14 protein-coding genes are annotated in these 16,947 nt (G+C 50.7%); 7 read left to right on the forward strand and 7 right to left on the reverse strand.

Features of this window, described 5'->3' with window-relative positions; translation table 11 throughout:
* Window positions 1-90 precede the first annotated feature (90 nt).
* On the reverse strand, window positions 91-1,452 hold the full coding sequence (gene chrA, locus DESTI_RS00955; RefSeq protein WP_083846948.1) for a chromate efflux transporter: 1,362 nt from the start codon (window positions 1,450-1,452) through the stop codon (window positions 91-93).
* Between the two features lie 178 nt (window positions 1,453-1,630).
* On the reverse strand, window positions 1,631-1,951 hold the full coding sequence (locus tag DESTI_RS00960) for a rhodanese-like domain-containing protein (protein WP_014808098.1): 321 nt from the start codon (window positions 1,949-1,951) through the stop codon (window positions 1,631-1,633).
* 111 nt (window positions 1,952-2,062) lie between these two features.
* On the opposite strand from DESTI_RS00960, the gene DESTI_RS00965 reads away from it, so the two are divergent.
* Window positions 2,063-3,046 (forward strand): chromate resistance protein ChrB domain-containing protein, encoded by a 984-nt coding sequence (locus DESTI_RS00965; protein ID WP_014808099.1) that lies wholly within the window; start codon window positions 2,063-2,065, stop codon window positions 3,044-3,046.
* The gene (locus DESTI_RS00970; protein WP_014808100.1) at window positions 3,043-4,401 is read left to right on the forward strand and encodes an MFS transporter; all 1,359 of its coding nucleotides are present in this window, start codon (window positions 3,043-3,045) and stop codon (window positions 4,399-4,401) included. The genes DESTI_RS00965 and DESTI_RS00970 overlap by 4 nt, the downstream gene beginning before the upstream one ends.
* Before the next feature lie 22 nt (window positions 4,402-4,423).
* Here DESTI_RS00970 and DESTI_RS00975 read toward each other — a convergent pair whose 3' ends face one another.
* The 4 genes from DESTI_RS00975 to cynS form a co-directional block, all read right to left on the reverse strand.
* Window positions 4,424-5,254: an ABC transporter ATP-binding protein gene (locus DESTI_RS00975; RefSeq protein ID WP_014808101.1), complete on the reverse strand. Its 831-nt coding sequence runs from the start codon at window positions 5,252-5,254 to the stop codon at window positions 4,424-4,426.
* 9 nt (window positions 5,255-5,263) lie between these two features.
* Window positions 5,264-6,037, reverse strand: coding sequence for an ABC transporter permease (locus DESTI_RS00980; RefSeq protein ID WP_014808102.1), 774 nt, complete (start codon window positions 6,035-6,037; stop codon window positions 5,264-5,266).
* A 248-nt stretch (window positions 6,038-6,285) separates the two neighbouring features.
* On the reverse strand, window positions 6,286-7,680 hold the full coding sequence (locus DESTI_RS00985) for a CmpA/NrtA family ABC transporter substrate-binding protein (protein WP_014808103.1): 1,395 nt from the start codon (window positions 7,678-7,680) through the stop codon (window positions 6,286-6,288).
* A gap of 55 nt (window positions 7,681-7,735) precedes the next feature.
* Window positions 7,736-8,179 carry a cyanase gene (gene cynS / locus DESTI_RS00990; protein WP_014808104.1) on the reverse strand — a complete coding sequence of 148 codons (444 nt, stop codon included), beginning with the start codon at window positions 8,177-8,179 and terminating at the stop codon, window positions 7,736-7,738.
* 422 nt (window positions 8,180-8,601) lie between these two features.
* Here cynS and DESTI_RS00995 point away from each other — a divergent pair, with 422 nt between their 5' ends.
* Both DESTI_RS00995 and DESTI_RS01000 read left to right on the forward strand, forming a co-directional pair.
* A complete protein-coding gene (locus DESTI_RS00995; protein WP_014808105.1) occupies window positions 8,602-10,437 on the forward strand; it encodes a PAS domain-containing sensor histidine kinase in 1,836 nt (611 codons plus the stop codon).
* Window positions 10,438-10,703: 266 nt separating this feature from the next.
* On the forward strand, window positions 10,704-10,967 hold the full coding sequence (locus DESTI_RS01000; RefSeq protein ID WP_014808106.1) for a DUF5132 domain-containing protein: 264 nt from the start codon (window positions 10,704-10,706) through the stop codon (window positions 10,965-10,967).
* A gap of 269 nt (window positions 10,968-11,236) precedes the next feature.
* On the opposite strand, the gene DESTI_RS01005 is transcribed toward DESTI_RS01000, so the two are convergent.
* Window positions 11,237-11,608 carry an HMA2 domain-containing protein gene (locus DESTI_RS01005; RefSeq protein WP_014808107.1) on the reverse strand — a complete coding sequence of 124 codons (372 nt, stop codon included), beginning with the start codon at window positions 11,606-11,608 and terminating at the stop codon, window positions 11,237-11,239.
* Window positions 11,609-12,121: 513 nt separating this feature from the next.
* Here DESTI_RS01005 and DESTI_RS28225 point away from each other — a divergent pair.
* From DESTI_RS28225 to metK, 3 genes are read left to right on the forward strand one after another with little or no spacing between them, the layout of a single operon-like run.
* Window positions 12,122-12,640, forward strand: coding sequence for an HMA2 domain-containing protein (locus DESTI_RS28225; protein WP_014808108.1), 519 nt, complete (start codon window positions 12,122-12,124; stop codon window positions 12,638-12,640).
* Window positions 12,641-12,696: 56 nt separating this feature from the next.
* On the forward strand, window positions 12,697-15,651 hold the full coding sequence (locus tag DESTI_RS01015; protein WP_014808109.1) for a cation-translocating P-type ATPase: 2,955 nt from the start codon (window positions 12,697-12,699) through the stop codon (window positions 15,649-15,651).
* 6 nt (window positions 15,652-15,657) lie between these two features.
* Complete coding sequence (gene metK, locus DESTI_RS01020) at window positions 15,658-16,842, forward strand: methionine adenosyltransferase (RefSeq protein WP_014808110.1); 1,185 nt, start codon at window positions 15,658-15,660, stop codon at window positions 16,840-16,842.
* Window positions 16,843-16,947 lie beyond the last annotated feature (105 nt).

Consider the following 16,947-nt stretch of genomic DNA (forward strand, 5'->3'; position numbering starts at 1 on the left):
AGCGGGACTCCCCGAACCCCCCCTCAAGAACTTTCATAGCCGCCGGGCGTCAGTATGAGTCGGTAGTGGCCGGCCTCCGTGCCGGCCTATTTACGCTATGAAGTTCCTCCACGCGTGAAAGACTAATCCCAGGCCTCCGCAACCCGCAAGAGTGTACAACATTCCGACCTTAAATCTGAAGATCGACAGGAGAGCCACGATTGCTATTCCAAGGGACGGAAGCTTCACTGTCGCGAGGACAGGAATGTGCATGTGAGCGCCCAAGAATTGAAGGTCTCTCAACGACCCGAAAAGGATATGCAGCGTGAACCAGACTGCAAGATTGAGAATCACCCCCACAACCGCTGCGGTTATTGATGACATTGCTGCGTCGAGCGATTTGTTTCCCCGGAGCGCCTCTATGTAGGGCGCTCCAAGAAATATCCAGAGAAAACACGGCACAAAAGTAACCCAGACCGTGAGTGCAGATCCGAGCACTCCGGCGAGAACAGGATCGAGTTCGCCGGGATTACGATATGCTCCCAAGAACCCCACAAATTGAAGAACCAGGATGAGCGGTCCCGGAGTGGTCTCTGCCAGTCCCAGGCCGTCCAACATCTCACCGGGTTTCAGCCAACCATAGGACTCGACGGCTCGCTGCGCGACATATGCCAGCACGGTATACGCTCCTCCAAAGGTAACAACGGCGGTTTTGCTGAAAAAGAGTCCTTGCTGAAAGTACACACTTTCCGAGCCGAGGGTTAGAAAAACAAGGATCAACGGACAGAACCACAGTGCAGACCACACAAGGATTACTCCCACACTTCGCAAAAAAGAGGGACGCACATGGTCTGCAGCCTGGGAATCCAGGAGATTGTCGAGGACGGCCCCCTCGCAGGCATCTTGAACCGGTGATTTGCCTTTGGAATCCAGGAGAAGATCCGGCCTGAACCGATGGCCCACGAAACCTACGACCGCAGCCGACAGAACAATCAACGGAAACGGCACATTGTAAAAGAAGATAGCAACAAAGGCCGATGTGGCAATCATGATCATAAATCTGTTCTTGAGGGCACGTGTCCCTATTCGGAGGACCGCTTCAAGAACAATAGCCAATACGGCGGGTTTCAGACCGAAGAACAGCCATTGCACGATGCTGAGATTCTGATAACCGGCATACAGAATACTCAGCACGAGCATACAGAAAAATCCGGGAAGAACGAAAAGGGTTCCAGCAACTATCCCTCCCGGAGTCCTGTGCAAGAGCCATCCGATATAAGTTGCCAACTGCTGGGCTTCAGGACCCGGAAGAAGCATGCAATAATTGAGCGCATGAAGGAATCGACTCTCGCCGATCCATTTCTTCTCTTCCACGAGATATCGGTGCATGACTGCAATCTGACCGGCAGGACCACCGAAGCTGTTCAGTGCGATTTTAACCCAGACCCAAAATGCTTCTTTGAAGGTTACCATTCGGATCGGTATCTTTTCACAGACAGACTCGTCATGAGCGCTCGTCGTCTTGTCTCTCGCGTTCAAGCAATTTCTCCGAAAAACTTTAGCATCTAGCCTTTTTCGCAGTTCATGTATGCGGGAACGCCTCTTCCCGCTGATAAATCATTCTGTGTACCTGAACCAGACCCGTTGCTGGCTAATCCTCCGCCGGTCCGCCGAATTCCGCCCATGCCTTAATACCGCCCTGAAGAAACTTGGTATTAAGATTCTTTTGCTGCAATCGATCGGCTATTGACTGGCTGACCGCTCCACCCTTTACACAGTAAACGACAACTTGTTCATTTTCAGGGATTTCATCGATCCACTCATCTGCTTTTTCCGGATCGAACCAGACAGCCTCCCCGATTCTCTTGGGAGCCGCGTCGAAATCCGCTTTTCTGCGCACATCAAAGATGATTGGCTTTCGATCGCTATCCATCAAAGCTTTCAACTCTTTCGGTGTTATTGCATCCGCCATTTTCAATCTCCTCTGTCGAAGAAGGTGGATTTCTTTGCTGATACTTCTTACTTCTTGACAAAAGATACAACTGCATCATAATAGTGTCAAGTGTTTCAGAAAGGTGCGGCAATGAATGACTGCCCAGACGTAAAATGGCTGCTTCTTATCCATCAGATTCCCCCCAAACCAGGCTACCTCAGGGTGAAAATCTGGAGAAGACTACAGACTCTCGGCGCTGTAGCGATAAAGAACTCTGTGTACGTGATCCCCAGAAATGAACAGACCCTCGAGGATTTTCAATGGGTCCTAAGAGAAATCGTTCAAGCGGGTGCTGAGGCTTCGATTTGCACTGCCAGCTTTATAGAGGGATTGACCGACGACCAGGTGGAAGGTCTGTTTCGGGCCGCGCGAGACGTGGATTATGCACAGATTGCCGAGGAAGCGAAGGCGGTTCTCGATACGGCACCTCTCGGCCCGTCCATGACAGACGAAGATCGATCCGGCTTGGAAGTCGCCTTGATGCGCCTCAAAAAGAGATTCTCGGTAATCGTCAACCTGGACTTCTTCGAAGCGACCGGTCGCGAAGCTGCATCGACCCTGTTGGAAAGAATAGAGTTCCGGCTCGCAGAAGCACGGAGTAGCAGAGTGACGGAACCTGAAGAGCTGAATACGTCAGATCTCTCTCAGTTCCACCAACGTACATGGGTGACGCGCAAAGGGGTATATGTGGATCGCATCGCTTGCGCATGGCTTATCCGTCGGTTCATCGATCCTGAGGCTGCATTCAGGTTTGTTTCCGAGCGAGGGTATCGTCCGAAAACGGGAGAATTACGTTTCGACATGTTTGAAGGAGAGTTCACCCACGACGGAGATCTCTGCACCTTCGAAGTTCTCATTAAACGTTTCGCTGTTCACGACAAAGCGCTTGCAGAAATCGGCAAGATCGTCCACGACCTCGATTTGAAAGATGCAAAGTTCAAGCGACCCGAGAATGCCGGAGTCTTGGCTCTGCTCGACGGAATCGCGGCATCTCGTAAACCTGATGACGAACGGCTGGAGCGGGGCGCAACTTTGTTCGACGATCTTTACGAATACTTTCGGAGAAGATTTTGAGGAGCAACATACCAGGCGTTGAAAATCTGGAAATAGTCGCCAAAGGACAGACAAGGACTGTCGGAAATTACATGAACGGACCTGATTCAAAAACACTCGTTCCCAATGAGGATACCGACGGAATGTCTCAAGGATTTCTGGGTACCTTCAATGGCCTTTGTGCGGTGGGATTTCTCGCACGTGCGTCCTACGGCCTGGCACGAACACCGGTATTGGCTCTCTTCGCGGCTTCATTGGGAGCCGGACCTGAGGCCGTGGGTTTCGCTGTGTCCATCTCTACCGTGACAGGAATCTTCTTCAAAATGCCCGCGGGAGTCCTGTCGGATGTTATCGGCCGGACACGGACGCTCTTCATGGGGCTGGCGGTGTTCGCAATTGTTCCCTTCGCGTATCTACTCGTTTCGTCGTACGAGGCACTGGTTGTGGTCCGTTTCTTCCATGGATTCGCCACTGCCATATACGGTCCGGTAGTTATGGCGGTAGTAGTCAGTGTAGCGGGGGATAAACGAGGGGAAATGCTTTCCTGGTTTTCCTCCGTCACCATTCTCGGAACTCTAGTCGGGGCGCCTCTCGGCGGGTTCCTCTTATCATGGCTTCCCGGCGCTCAAGAACCCACGTTACGCGACTTTCACATCATTTATGGAGTGGTGGCTGCGATGGGTATGGGGTCTCTTCCGATCGCTTTATGGGTTATGCGGGGACGCTGGGACAACCCCGGCAATGGAAATGGTCGGACCCTCTCTGCCGTGTGGACGAAGTTCCGCGGCGGTGTGAAGGAAATCCTCATGGACAGAAGGGTCCTTCTGACCAGCAACATGGAAGGAATCCAAAACCTTTCTGTGGGCGCTTTGGAAGCATTCCTTCCAATCTATGCCGTCATGGTATGCGGATTCAGCGCTTTCCAGGCTGGGCTCCTCTGGGGTGTGCAGATGGCTGTAACCGTCTTAACCAAGCCTCTCATGGGAAGAATCTCTGACCGACATGGTCGCCAGAGTTTGCTCTTTTGGGGAATGTTTGTCTGCGCAATTCCTTTCGCTTTGATACCGTGGTTCAATAATTTTGTCGCACTTCTCCTTCTCGCGGCGATCTTCGGCTTGGGCGAAGCGGTTGTGACTTCCTCGGCTGCCGCTCTGGTGGCGGATTTCTGCAAAGAAGACCAACTGGGATGTGCCATGGGAACCTTTGGTACCATCTTCGATGTGGGACATGCCTCCGGCCCATTGCTGGCAGGATTCCTCATCGGCGTAGTCGGTTCCGGAACCGATTATCGCATCCCGTTTGCAGTGGTGGCCATGTTACTGGTTGTGACAGCTATCGTATTTCGAGCGGGCGTCAAGATTGAGGCATCACGGTAATTTGTGGTACTCTCCCTTACATTCACACGCGCCGGACAGTCGAAAGGCTCACGACTGAAGGAGCTGGCTCCTTTTCAAGGCTTCCTTCAGAAAGGAAACGGATAATTCTGTTTCGTATTTTGTAATAGCTGGGATGTTCGATGACTGTCGTTCGTCCCCTCGGCCTGGGTATGGGCACCTCGATCTGGTCCATGATACGTGCCGAAGGCCCTCTGCTCATGAGGACAATTCTATCGGAAAGCAGGATCGCTTCATCCACATCGTGAGTCACCATGAAGATGGTCGTTCCGGTCTCTTCCCACATTCTCACGAGCTCTTCCTGAATCACGCCTCTCGTCAGGGCGTCTATTTGGGCGAAGGGCTCATCTAACAACAAAATGCGCGGCTCCACACAGAATGCCCGTGCAAGCCCCACCCGTTGACGCATGCCGCCGGACAACTCCGCGGGTCGTTTGGATTCCGAACCGGTGAGCCCCACCATCGCGACGTATCGTTCCACCCAGGCATTCACCTGGTGTCTGGACCAGTCCGGGTGCGCAGCCTTCACCGCGAGCTTGATATTGCCCCACACCGTAAGCCACGGCATGAGCGCAAAATTCTGAAAAACCACCATGCGGTCCAGTCCGGGCCCGGTGATTTCTTTCCCGTCCAGGAAGACGTATCCCTTGGAAGCATAGTCTATGCCTGCGATGATGTTAAGGAGCGTCGATTTTCCGCAACCAGAGTGCCCCAGGACTGCCACGAATTCTCTGTCAAAGACTTCCATAGACAGGTCTGAAAATACGCAATACGGGTCTTTGCTTCCGGCAGTCGTAAAGTAACGGGAAATTCTATCCACATCGAGTAAAGCCATCATCTTCTCCTAATCGGCGTAGGCCAATTTCCGTGCCAAACGGTTAAAAAGAACGTCTATGAATACTCCCACCACGCCGATCACAAGGATGGCAAAGATCACACTGGTTAGAGAAAGATTGTTCCATTCATTCCACACGAAATAACCAAGCCCCAGGGAGCCCAGCAAAGCCTCCGCGGGAACTATAGCCACCCATGCGCTCCCCATGGAAATCTTCAAACCCGCCACGATAGTCGGTCCTGCGGCAGGCAGAATGACACGAAAGACTTTGCTTACCGGGTTCATCTGAAGAATGTTTGCGACATTCAGATAGTCCTTTTTTATATTGGATACCCCGAAAGCGGTATTGGCGAGGGTAGGCCAGACACTGGCCATGAAGACCACGAGCAGCGCGGTCCAATTGCTGTTTTGCACGGAATAGAGCAACAGTGGCATCCAGGCGATCGGCGATATAGCACGCAGCACCTGTATGAACGGGTTGACCGCTTTGAAAAGGACCTGGTTTAGTCCCAGAATAACACCGAAACCGATAGCCACGATCGATCCCGCTACGAACCCGGCCGTCAATCGAGAAACACTATACAATGTCAGCGTACCGATACCTTTGTCATTCGGGCCGTTGTCGTAAAAGGGGTCGGACAGGAATTCATATGCGGTCTTTGCTACCGGTATGGGACCCGGCAGATTCTTCAAGCTCATAGCGATAAGTTGCCAACTGCCGAGAAACAGGACGAAGAGAAGTAATGCGAGGATTATCCACGCCCGGCTATTTTTCGTGTTCATAAAGACTCCGATTCTCCATATCTCATATCAATGCGTTTTCATATGAGTAATATCGGAAGCCGATCAGTTGTTGGCTCCGGCGGATCTCCTCCGCTACGGACCGCGCAGTCTGACTTCGCTTCGGAGACCCACCGGAGCCGGCTTCAGCACTGTCACTTCTTTGATAGCGCATTGGTATCACGTCAAACTTTTGAAGAAGCAACTCCCTCTCATTACAAAGGAGCTGCAATCCTGTTCAGCACATTGTTTTATGTTCTTCGTATGGCAAAACTCTGAAGATATTCCTCCGGTTTGGAGGGGTCGAACGATTTGCCCATAATCGTGTGGGTCGTGTAGGTTTCTGAAGGTGCCGGGTAACCACCTTCTTTCATCAGATCCCTGCATTCCGATGCGAGAAACACTTGTTCGGCAATGGTCCGGTAATCGACATCTCCTTTGATGTACCCCCATCTCTTCATCTGAGTCAGAATCCAGACTGCCATTGACTGCCAGGGGAATGGGTTGAAATCAATTCTGTCGGGCTCGTTATGGTTGTTGCCCAGTCCGTCAGGATAGGCTCCGGTAAGAACCTGTTCCACAACTTCCACCGGTTGATTCAGATAGTTTCTGGGAGCAATGGCAACGGCTATATCCTTTCGATTCTCCGGTTTGTGCGCGAACATGGTTGCATCGATGATGGACCTGAACACCGCTTTGAACGTATTCGGCATCTGGGTCGCGAATTCCTTGGATGCCGCAAACGCACAGCACGGATGGCCGGGCCAGAGTTCCTTTGTGAGCTTAAAAATGAATCCCGCTCCTTCGAATACAGCCCTTTGGTTGAACGGATCCGGTGAAAGGTAACCGTCGACATTGCCTGCTTTCAGGTTGGCAACCATTTCCGGAGGGGGAACGACTCGTATCTTGACCTCTTTGTCCGGATCCACACCACCTTCAGCCAGATAGTAACGGAGCAGCATGTTGTGCATGGAATAATCAAACGGAACGCAGAACGTGAATCCCTTCATATCCTGCGGGCCCTTTACGTTCTTGTGCTTTATGTGCAGCGTGATTGCCTGACCGTTAACGTTTTCCACGGCAGGCATCAAGAATGGAGTAGCAGTGGAGCCGGCTCCCAGAGTGAGCGCCAGAGGCATAGGTGAAAGCATGTGGGCGCAATCCACCTCCTTGTTCATGGCCCAATCCCTGATCATTGCCCATCCGGCAGCTTTCACAACCTTTGTCCCTACCAATCCGTGTTTCTCGTAAAACTTCATGGGATCGCCCATAATGATGGGGGTTCCGCAAGTGATCGGGATAAAACCAATCTTCAGCTCTTTTTTCTCCAGAGAGCCGGGCGCATCCTTTGCCCACGCTTTCGCAGCATCCAGGGGAAACACACTCGAAATAATCGACAGCGCGGCGGACGAACCCACCAGGCCCATAAATCCTCTTCTGGAAAGATCGTCTCCCTGGAATATTGCTCGAACTACCGAGCTTTCCACAGTGCGGTCGATGATTTCCTCTTCGGCGACAGGAGTGTCGTTAGTCGCCGGTCCCCCTGAACCGAATCCGGAATGTACGAGGGATGTCTGCGAATCAAAAGGATCGGCCAACGCATGCGTGAAGCCTGCGTACTGTTCCTGTTTCTTGTTGTCACCCATATTAGCCTCCTCAACGCCAACGTCGACTTCTTTCAGCGATAACCATTCAACAACTCTACCATTTTCTATAGGGAAGAAACTTTCCATCGAAGGTGATAACGACTCGATCGCCCTTCGGGTCGGGTTTCTTACTGATGTCCATCTCAAAATCGATGGCGCTCATGATTCCATCGCCGAACATCTCGTGAATGATTTCCTTGATTGTCGTCCCATACACCTGAGTGATCTCATGAAATCGATAGATAAGCGGATCTACCGGGACGTCGGAATCGAGAGATCCTTTTAGCGGGCATTCCGTGAGCGCCTTGGCGACTTCAGGTCCAAGCCCGAGTAGCGCTGTGGCCTTTTCCGCGGCCTCCGAACTCATCGAATTTTGTCCCAGGAGTGCCGAGGTCACCCACACTTTGTGTGAACCAACTTCCTGAGCTATCTTGTCCCAGGTGAGTCCTTTTTCTTTTTTCGCTTTTATGATGAGTTCCGTTGCTTCTTGTCGGTCCATACGAGTCTCCTCATGATGTAATCGGATGAAATGTTGGAAGTGCATTGATCAAGAATTGTGCCATGCTATGTTGATGTTGCCGGAATGAGGCTTTGAAGCTATTTTGCGGTGATAGGGACGAACGCGGCAGGCACACTGGAACACATTTACCTACAAGACTGTATCATTGAAAGAAGTCACATACCAATATGTAGCTTTCTCGTATCCCGCCCTGTTCCGTGTGTCTGCTCTGAATCTGAAGATTCTTCTGTACAAGCTTCATCACCGTACATTAGTGAACGAACATTCGGCTGAGAATACGCCATGACTTATTCGGAAGCTCCTTTCTATCTTTTGACTTGTCTTCATCGCGGACTTATCCTTTGGAAAGGTCACGAGCATATACATTATGTAAGCGAGTGGCATTTTCGGAGTCCCCTAACATGGAAATCGAATCTGAGAGCGTCGAATATGAGAGCAAACGTGGATCGGTTCCCCATGCAGAGAAAATCCCTGTATCGGGAGCCGATTTGTGGTCGGGCGATCAGGCTGCAAAAGACGTGAGCACTATACGGGAAATCAACGAGAGGCTCCGCGTCATGGTGGAGACTGCCAACGATCCGATAATCGGAGCTGACAGTTCGGGACGAATCATGATGTGGAATTCGGCGGCAACCCGGGCATTCGGTTATTCCCCGGAAGAAGCCTTGAATCAGCCCATAACGATTCTCATGCCGCAAAAATTCGTAGCACTGCATGAAATCGCTCTGAAAAGGGCAGTGGCTTCCGGTCGCCTTTACTATTCCAAGAGTATCCGCGAGGTATCAGGGCGGAGAAAAGACGGCTCGGAGTTTCCCGTCGAGGTTTCTATATCAGCGGGGAAGACACACGAGGGTATGTTTTTCACCGCAACTATCCGAGATATCACCGAGCGAAAGCAAAAAGATGAGGAATTGAGAAGAGCGAATAGAGAACTGGAGTATCGGGTGACTGAACGGACCGCTCAACTTGTCCGTCTCAATGATGATCTGAAACAGGAGATTAGAGAGCGCAAGCGGATGGAAGCAATGCTCCGGGATTCGGAGCTGCTGTATCACACATTGGTGGAAGAAGTTCCCGACGTCATTTTTGTTCTCAACGAGGAAGGGCGGTTCACATACCTTAATGCACAGGCTGAAGAATTGTTGCGGACTCCGTTACGAGCTATCCTGGATACTCCCATCAGTGCGTACGTAGTGCCGGAAGAGAGATATAAGATCGACTCAATTCTGAAGCTCGCCCATCATGCGGTCTGGGATGAAGAGATAAGATTGCTGGATGCGGATGGCGAAACGAAGTTTACCCGCATCCGATGCAAAGCCCTTGATGACGGGTCCAGGGGCGCAATGCTATACGAAGGGGTTATGAGGGATATTACCCGGCGGAGAAGGTTGGAGGAACAACTGAAAGAGTCCCGGGAACAGCTCCTGGAAAAAGTGAAGATCATCGACGAACTGTATTCCCATATTATTCAGACGAGCAAATCGAAGGCCATTGCACAGCATACTGCCGAAGTAGCCCATGAATTGCGACAACCCCTCACCATTATCGGGGGTTTTGCACGGCGCATAGCACGCCAGTTCGATTCCTACAATATCGGCAGCGATTCAGGTCAGGCGGAAGCCGTCAGGATGATCGGCTCGGAAATTCAAAGGCTTGAAAAAATTTTGTCCACTCTCATCGAATTCACCAGGCAAGAAGGTCTGAATCGGCAGATGGCGAATCCGAACGCTATCATTGAAAAGGTCTTGCACTTGTACAAGGAAGCTTTTGAAGAGAAGAACCTGAAATTGAGCGTCAGTTTGCGTGGTGATGAAGAAGAAATGTCTCTGGATCCGGAACGATTCGAGCAGGTCGTCCGGAATCTCGTTTCCAACGCGATAGATGCTTCGCCATCCGGAGAAGTCATCCGCGTGGAAACCGGAATCTCCATTCCTGATAGCAAGTTGATTGAGACTATCGCAATGGATGCGGAACGATATTTCGAGATGAAGATCCGCAATCGCGGCGCCATAATAGATCAGGCAGAACTGCCGAGGATTTTCAGTCCCTTTTTTACTACAAAAAATTACGGTACCGGCATAGGGTTGACGGTTTCCAAAAAGATCGTCGAGGCTCACAAAGGGTCCATTTCAGTTCAATCCGACGGCGAGGGGACCACGTTCATTGTATGGCTTCCAATGAACATTCAGGAACATTGCACGGCAGACATGTGTATGGATGTTCAATGCGGCACGTAATACCAATGCGTGTCCAAAGAAGTGACATTGGATGAAGCCGGCTCCGGTGGGTCTCCTTCGCTACGGACAGCGCAGCCTGACTTCCCTTCGGAGACCTACGGGCGCCGGTTACTGATAGGCTTCCCGATATTACTCGTATGAAAGCGCATTGGCCTGCCTCCCATGATACTGTTCAGAAGAATATGAGAAAAAGTGTTCTTCATTGTAATTACGTGAACAATCGATTACAACAAAACTAATGAGAGAATTATTGAAAGGAGTACTGCATGGCTCTGACTGATTTGAAACCAAAATCCAGTGTCTGGACAGGTATTGCAATTGGAGTAGGATTACTACTGGCGCCTGTCGTTGTCCCTGTCGTTGCAGCCTCCATGAGGCCACTTATGAAAGCCGTGATCAGAAACGGCTATTTGGTGTATGAACGCGGGAGAGAAATGCTTGAAGAAGTCACTGAAATGACTGAGGATATTATAGCTGAGGTCAAATCTGAAATAGAAACTGAATTGTCTGCAAGAGACGTTGAGGAATAATTCGTTCGTTGATGCGGGGTGGATCGATTAGTGAAGAAATATCGCTGTTGTGTGCACTCGCTGCGAAGTGGATAAGTGCGTGCGGCTAATCCGTTTGCTCCGTATAGCCGTTATGAGAGAAATTCCGGTGTGCCTTGCCAAAGATGATTTTGTTCACCGAACACTGAGCTGACATTAGTTGATAATTGATGAATAGCGAGAGATGCTGAAGAACGAATAGAATGTCAGGGACATTCGCGGACATCGCGTTCAGTCCCGCGAGTCCGAGACTAAATAAAAGCACTAATAAACGCCAGAGGCGTCCCCTGGAATGCGCGACCGAGTGCAAAGCCCAGTAGAGCTTTCGAAGCTGCCTGTCCGATATGAGATGCCGGGGATTCTTCGCGTTTCTTTCCTGCAATGAGCTGGAAAATGTCGATATACCCTTCCTGAGCGAGAAGCAGGAGAATGCCGTCAGAACCGATGACTTTCTCGTCGAAAAGGATAGTTACACTGCCGGTCATACCGTTTGTCGAAGCATGCTCGACCCCGGAGAGGTTTCTCAACAACTCTTCCAATTTCTGAGCCTTGGTTGGATTCTTCTTAAGGATTGGTAGCTTAATTCTCAGTCTTCCTGCCACCGCATGAACGTAATAAGACATACATATTCCCCTTGTTCAAAGCCTTGAAGGCATAATGCGTGCCTTGTGTTAGCGGAGCGTTAGCAAAAAAATAAATGTTTGTAAAGAATTATTAGAAAGGGGTCTCGATAACTACCGTTTTTCATTATATATTTATCCTGCTGCCAGCGTGCCGGTCCATTGTACGACAGTGGACAATCAGTCAGACGCAATTAGGCGGTTTTATTAATAAACTCGGTTTCGTCCAGGGCGTGTCCACAGCTCTGTTCTCAGGCATAAGAAAGTACGAGGCTCCTCCCCCTCCCTGAAACAAAAGCATGCAATCTTGTTTAGTCTCGAATGGTATAAATGCAGTTATTAGCTTAAAGTTGAATACCGAGATGTAACCGTTCGACGGATCGGTACAATTCTTGTGATCCCGTTATTTGGTATTTTTAACAGGATTATTGCAGCAGTCGAACATATTAGTATTCGGCAGCTTGCCAAAAATAAAAGCTACCCGTATTATGAAGAAAAAAAGTGGAGAGTGGGACCATGCATCCCGTTGCTCATGTGTGTCATACAATTCCTCGGCGATTGAGGGTGAGGATTCCTTCCAAACGGGGAGATAGCGATTATTTCGCACACGTTTCCGAAAAATTGCGAGCTCTGCATGGGGTAGAGGAAGTTAAAGCCGCTCCTCATACGGGAAGTATTGTAATTATCTATGACGGAGAACTGGACGAGCTAAAGCGACAGGCATACAAACAGGGCCTTTTCACCCTGAAACGCCCGCCGGTTCAACGAAAGACCTTGTTCCAGAATGTAGCATCGGCATTTCGATCGTACAACAAGGAACTCTTGACTCTTACATCCGGACAAATTGATATACCGAGTCTCGTATTCGTCAGCCTGGTTACTTCAGGGATGTGGCAACTTGCACGGGGGAATGTGGTTCTTCCCGCGTGGTATGTCGCATTCTACTATGCACTGGGTGTTTTCATGCATTCCGGTGTCGATGAATTTGATGAAGGAGCTGAGATCGGTGTTGAAGACGTAGATATTGTGGATTAATAATTATCGGTTCACTGAACATTATTAAACATACAGTGAAAATGTCGGGTAGATAATTGATACAAAAGATACATAGTCTCAAAGGGAGAGTCAGGTTCAAAGTAACCGGCCTTTACCGGTGTTCAGCTCTCAAGACAATTCTCGAAGCAGTCTTGCCCGCAAGAAAAGAAATAAAGTCGGTTTCCGCGAGCATTCTCACGGGAAACGTACTCATTCTTTACGATCCTGCGTGTAACATCAAAGTAGTTGCTACTCTACTCGAGAATGTCGCAAAAGAGTACCTGCAGCATCCGGATTCCGCTCTTGCACGAACAGCGCGCGAACGCACATGGGGCCGTTCATGGACGTCCCGCTTCCTTGCGCCCTCGGAACTGCCTACCTGGCATGTGACTGACAAAGAGACCGTCCTTGAGAAACTCAACAGCACTGCTTCAGGACTGCCCGAGGATGCTAAGGATAAGAATCTCGAATTGTTCGGACCGAATACCATTCCTCAGGCGGAGCCTCGATCGCAATTCCGGCTTTTTCTCAGTCAATTCAACTCCCTGCCGGTTGCCCTTCTTGGCGCGGCGGCTGGAATCTCCGTAGTAACGGGGGGATTATTGGATGCGGTTGTAATCGGCGCGGTAATGACAATCAATGCAGTTGTAGGATACGCAACGGAAAGTGAGGCTGAAAGGGCTATCGAGACACTCAGGCAAGACATTCAGCCTGAGGCGATGATTCTGAAGTCAGGCAAGATGGTTGAGGTTTCTTCTCCCGAAATTCTGGTGGGAGACATCCTCGTTCTGCGACCGGGCACTTATGTTGCCGCGGACGCAAGGATACTCGAGGCGGTTCGGCTGTTTCTGGATGAATCGATCCTTACCGGGGAAAATATGCCGGTGGCAAAAAACGATGCGACCCTCCGGAAAGAGGACCTGCCGCTGGGTGACAGAGTCAACATGGTGTACAAAGGAACGCTCGTCACCGGAGGTCAGGGATTGGCAGTCGTGGTTGCGGTGGGGTCGTTTACCGAAATGGGCAGGGTTCAGTCGCTCATGGCCGAATCCGAATCTCCGGAAACACCGATAGAACGACAGTTGAGGCACATAGGCAATCAGTTGGTGGTTCTCTCAGGTGTTGTGTGCTTCCTGGTTTTTGTTATCGGAATCCTGCGGGGGAACGGGATCCTGAATATGTTCAAGACATCCATTTCCCTGGCAGTCGCCGCGGTTCCCGAAGGGCTTCCCGCTGTGGCCACAACTACTCTCGCTCTGGGAATCCGGCGAATGAAAGAGCGCAAAGTCCTCATACGAAATCTTGAAGCCGTATCCACTCTGGGGTCAATTCAGACGATCTGTTTCGATAAGACAGGAACGGTTACTGCAAATCGGATGTCCGTAACGAGGATCTATTCAGGGTTCCAGCGTATCGACATAATCGGAACGGAGCTCCGGTCGGAAAATGGCTCTTCGCCGGATGATTCCCGGATCGCGGTAAGCAAACTGATCGAAATCGGCATTCTGTGCAATGAGAGTCAGATCGCCGGCAATCACGATACGTTCGTCCTGGAAGGAACTCCGACGGAAAACGCGCTCATGTCCTTGGCAATTGTGTACGGGATCGACATAACGGACGTCAGGTCCAGATTTCCGCTGATTGCGACAAATTATCGATCCGACGACCGGCAATTTATGACCACGACCCATCAGCATAACAACGAGACCTTGGTCGCTGTGAAAGGCAGTCCGCTCGATGTGCTCGGTATGTGCAATTTCCACCTTCAAGACGGAACAAAGACTCCCTTGACGGATGAAGATCGGACGATCATCGAGTCGGAGAACGATTCCATGGCCGGTGATGCCTTACGAGTCCTCGGAATGGCCTATGCCAACGAACATAACTCGGATGGAGACGTAAATTTCACGTGGTTGGGACTCGTGGGAATGGAAGATCCTGTTCGACCCGGTGCGAGAGAATCTGTCGAAGCGTTTCATGCCGCGGGCCTGGACACAATCATGGTTACGGGAGACCAGAGTCCGACAGCATATGCAGTGGGCAAACAGCTTGGGCTTAATAGGGATCATCCCCTCGAGATTGTCGATTCCACCCATTTGTCCCAAATCGACCCGGAAGTGCTTAAGGCGCTGAGCAAAAAAGTCCATGTTTTTGCAAGGGTTAGTCCATCGAACAAACTCCAGATCGTCCAGGCTCTCCAGTCTGCAGGCAAGGTTGTGGCCATGACCGGCGACGGGATTAATGACGGCCCCGCACTGAAAGCGGCTGATGTGGGCGTGGCAATGGGACGTTCCGGTACGGACGTAGCTCGGGAAGTTGCGGACGTCATGCTGGAAGAAGACGATTTGGAAACCATGATTGTGGCAATTCGGGACGGGAGAGCAATCTACGACAATATCAGGAAAACGCTTCATTATCTGCTTTCCACAAATTTCAGCGAAATTGAAGTGATGTTTGTCGCAGGGGCGCTTGGAATGGGGTACCCTCTCAATACCATGCAACTGCTGTGGATCAACCTCGTATCCGATATTTTTCCGGGTCTTGCTCTTGCATTGGATCCTCCGGAGCCTGATGTGATGCAGAGATCTCCTCGGGATCCTCAACGGCCGATCGTAGAGAGGAGTGATTTCAAGCGCATCGGTTTTGAATCTGCCTTAATGACGATCTCCGGTCTTACGGCATACGGGTATGGCCTGTTACGACACGGGGCGGGTCCTTATGCCGGGACAATTGCTTTTCAAAGCCTTACGAATGCGCAGATTCTGCATGCTTTGAGCTGCCGTTCGGAGGTGAAAACCATTTTCGACGCCGAACCGTCGCCTCCGAATCCATACCTGAAGGCTGCCATTGCCACTTCTCTGGGTTTGCAAATTGTAATACAGTTTGTTCCGGGACTCCGCTCCTTGCTGGGATTGACGCCGTTGGCATTGTCTGATTGGCTCGTAGTAGGGGGGGCTTCGGTGATCCCTCTCTTGATGTCCGAGGCAAGCAAAAAGCTTGAACAGAGGTAACCACGCATGAGTAGTTACATCCACACATCTGAATCCGTTACGGAAGGGCATCCTGACAAGCTGTGCGATCAGATCAGTGACGCAATTGTCGATCGATTCCTCGAACACGACTCTTCGGCCCGAATCATCGCCGAATGTGCAGTATCTCTTTCCGTTGTATTCATTGCTGCACGATTTGCTTCTCACGTCAAAGTCGATTTTCCCAATGTTGCCAGAAAAGTAATCAGGCGAATAGGGTATGTGGACCAGGAGTTCAATTTTCGGACGTGCAGTATTTTGACCAGCCTGAAAGAGATGTCGGATTCCGATCGTAAGCATACGTATGCAGTTCAATGCGAAAGTGCTGAGAACGGGATTCCGGTTGACGATCAGGTAACCGTGTTCGGGTTTGCGTGTAATCAGACCCCTGTTTTGATGCCTCTTCCGATCTGGCTTGCGCACAGATTGGCACGAAGGCTTGCCGAGGTACGCAATACTCGTGTGCTCGACTATCTGGCTCCGGATGGGACTACTCAGGTTGCCGTGGAATACCGCGACTCTCGCCCGGTCAGAATTTACAGCATAGCAGTAAATACGAGCCAAACCGATCGAAACTATCCTTCAGTCGATCGTCTTCAAAGGGATGTTCGAGAGACAGTGATCGAGCCGTCTTTTGAGAATGAGCTCTTAAAACCCGATAACAATACCTTCATATTCATCAATCCTGGAGGACCCCTTAAATTGGGAGGTCCTTCGGTGCACTCTGGAATGACCGGCCGCAAGAATGCTATAGACACCTATGGGGGATTCTCGCGAAACGCGAGTTCTGCTCTCAGTGGGAAAGATCCCCTCAGAATAGACAGAATCGGAGCGTATGCAGCCCGATACGCAGCCAAGAACGTAGTAGCGGCAGGATTGGCCGAGCGTTGCGAAATTCAGGTCAGTTATACTATCGGTCTTGCCGAACCGGTCAGTATTCAAGTGGAAACCATGGGGACAGGTTTTCTGCCCGATGAGGCGATTGTCGCCCTGGTAAAGAAGCATTTTCAGTTTACGCTTTGCGGAATCATCCAACAATTCGATTTGCTGCAGCTTCCGGCCAAATCGAAACAAGGATTTTACCGGCAATTGGCTGCTTACGGACACTTCGGCCGTCCGGATCTCGATCTTCCGTGGGAGAAAACCGATAAGACGGATCTCCTGGTTTACTGACATCTCAGACCGATTCGTTTTTCTTTTTATCATCTGTGAGGCTGGAGGTATCCTTCGCTTCAGAGGACGCAAAGCCGTCTAATCACTCCGCTCAGGACACCCCAG

Origin of the sequence: Desulfomonile tiedjei DSM 6799 (assembly GCF_000266945.1) — a bacterium.
Classification (GTDB): domain Bacteria; phylum Desulfobacterota; class Desulfomonilia; order Desulfomonilales; family Desulfomonilaceae; genus Desulfomonile; species Desulfomonile tiedjei.